We start from the raw sequence: 2,408 nt of genomic DNA on the forward strand, positions 1-2,408 counted from the left end.
CCCGGCCCCGGGGCCGGCCCCGACGACCCCGGCACCGGCCCCGCCGACCCCGCCGGCTACGCCGCCGAGCGCGCCGCCGCCGCCCTCCGGGAACTCGACGCCCGCGAGCGCCAGCTGTCCCGCCCCGGCGACGTCGACGCCGTGCTCGCCGCCTGGCTCGCGGTGCTGGACCGCCCCGTCTTCGCCCGGTTCTTCGACACCCGCGGCCGGGGCCGGCAGTTCTCGATGCGGGCGCTGGAGCACCCCATGCGGGTACGGATCGCGCTGCCGGAGCGTACGCACGCGGAGGCGTCCCGCCTGCTGGCCCGGCTGCTCCTCGCCCAGTTCACGGCCGCCGCCCCGGCCCGCGCCGACCGCTCCCTCTTCGCCGCCCTCGTCCTCGACGACGCCGCGCGCACCGCCAGCCCCGAGTCCGTACGGGCCGTCGGCCGGCTGCGCGCCGCGCACGCCGGCGTGGTGCTCGGGCTGCGCGGGCTGGACGACGTGGCCGAGCCGGTGCGCGGGCCGCTGCTGGCGGCGGTCGGCTGCCGGATGGCGCTGACCGGCGTCAGCACGTGGGACGGCCGGCACTTCGCGGAGGCGTGGGGCGCGGAGTGGGTGGAGGCGGAGGACGTCACGCATGTCCCGGACGTCTCCGGCGGGCCGCTCCGGCGGCTGCTGCGATGGATACGGCAGGTCTTCACGGGTACGAAAGCCATGAGCCGCTCGGTGACGGTGCGCACCGTGGAGCGGGAGCGCTGGTCGGCCTCGGAGCTGGCGAACACGCTGCCGCCCGGGCACGCGGTGCTGTCCGTGACGACCGTGGGCGGCGAGCGGACGCCGCCGGTGCTCGTCGACTTGCACCACTGAGGCACAATGGGCGGAGCCGTTCATACGGAGCGTCGTAAGGAACGGTGCGGCGACAGCCACAGTCTGAAAGCGGTCGGAGACCTCCGCGGCGGTCGGAGGGCGGTGTGGATCGTCGGATCCCCGACGGGTCCCGGACGGACGCCGGTCGGGGTCGGATGGGGGACGGCCAGGGTCGGACGCGTACGCTCCGGCCCGGCCGGGGCGATCGCGCAGACAGTCATGAACCAGCACAGCGGCCCGCGGGCCGCTGCACCAGCCAGAAGGTGCCATGCCCACGCTCGCCTCACTCGTCCGCCATCCCGCCCTCAAGCTCTCCGTCCTCACCGGAGCCGACGAACTGGGCGCGGACGTGCGCTGGGCACAGACCAGCGAGCTGAGAGACCCCGTGCCGTACCTCGAAGGCGGCGAGCTGATCCTGACCACCGCGCTGAAGCTCGACGTCGACGACGCCGACGCGATGCACCGCTACGTGCGGCGGCTGGCGGATGCCGGCGTGGTCGGGGTGGGCTTCGGGGTCGGCGTGAACTTCGACACGGTGCCGGAGGCGCTGCTCACGGCGGCCCGGGAGGCGCGGGTGCCGCTCCTGGAAGTGCCGCGGAAGACGCCGTTCATCGCCATCTCCAAGGCGGTCTCCGCGGCCATCGCCGCCGACCAGTACCGGGCGCTGACCCGTGGCTTCGAGGCGCAGCGGGACCTGACCCGGGCGGCGCTCGGCGCGGACGGCCCGGCGACCGTCGTCGCCCGGCTCGCGGCGCACGTGCGCGGATGGGCGGCGCTGTACGACACGACGGGAGAGGTCCTTGCCGTGTCGCCGGGGCGGGCTGCGGTGTGGGCGGAGGCGCTGAAGGGCGACGTGGCGCGGCTGCGGCGGCGGTCGGCGCCGGCGAGCGCGGTGGTGGCGGGGGTACGGCCCGAGGGCGCGGAGGGGCCGGCGGAGGACCCGGCGGCGGGGGCCGCGGGGGTCCCGGGAGCCGGGGCCACGGCGGACGGGGGCACGGCGGACGGGGCCGCGGGACCCGCGGCCGCGGAGCCCGGGGCCGCGGAATCCGGGGTCACCGCCGACGGCCCGGACGCCGGGGAGGACCGCGTCGAGCTGCAGTCCCTCGGCTCCGGGCGGCACTGCCGCGGCGTCCTCGCCGTCGGGACCGGCGGCCGGCTCACCCCCGCCGAGCGCTACGCCGTGCACGCCGCCGTCTCCCTGCTCACCCTCGTCACCGAGCGCTCCAGCGCCTTCTCCGCCGCCGAGCAGCGCCTCGGCACCGCGGTGCTGCGGCTGCTGCTCGCCGGCCAGCCCGACCACGCGCGGTCCGTCGCCGGCCCGCTCTACGGCGGGCTGCTGGACGCCCCCGTACGGCTCCTCGTCGTCGAGGCCGCCGCGCCGGTCGCACCGGTCGCGCCGGCGGGGGACGGGGACCCGGAGCCGCTGCCGGAGGTGCTGGGGGAGCTGGCCGACGCGCTCGACGCCGCGGCGGCGGGGTCCGGCGAGTCGTTCCTCGCGGTGCCCGACGCCGGGCGGCTCGTCGTCCTGGCCACGGACGGCGGCGCGGTCGCGGAGGCGG

Annotated in this window: 1 protein-coding gene and 1 pseudogene; both read left to right on the forward strand. The window is 77.9% G+C overall.

What is annotated here, in order from left to right:
- Positions 1–849: pseudogene (locus ABD317_RS35950) on the forward strand (hypothetical protein); the annotation flags it as partial.
- A gap of 268 nt (positions 850–1,117) precedes the next feature.
- Positions 1,118–2,408: PucR family transcriptional regulator ligand-binding domain-containing protein (locus ABD317_RS35955; RefSeq protein ID WP_344296094.1), on the forward strand; the 1,291-nt coding region annotated here is incomplete at its 3' end.

It is taken from the genome of Streptomyces synnematoformans, assembly GCF_039531005.1.
GTDB lineage: Bacteria > Actinomycetota > Actinomycetes > Streptomycetales > Streptomycetaceae > Streptomyces > Streptomyces synnematoformans.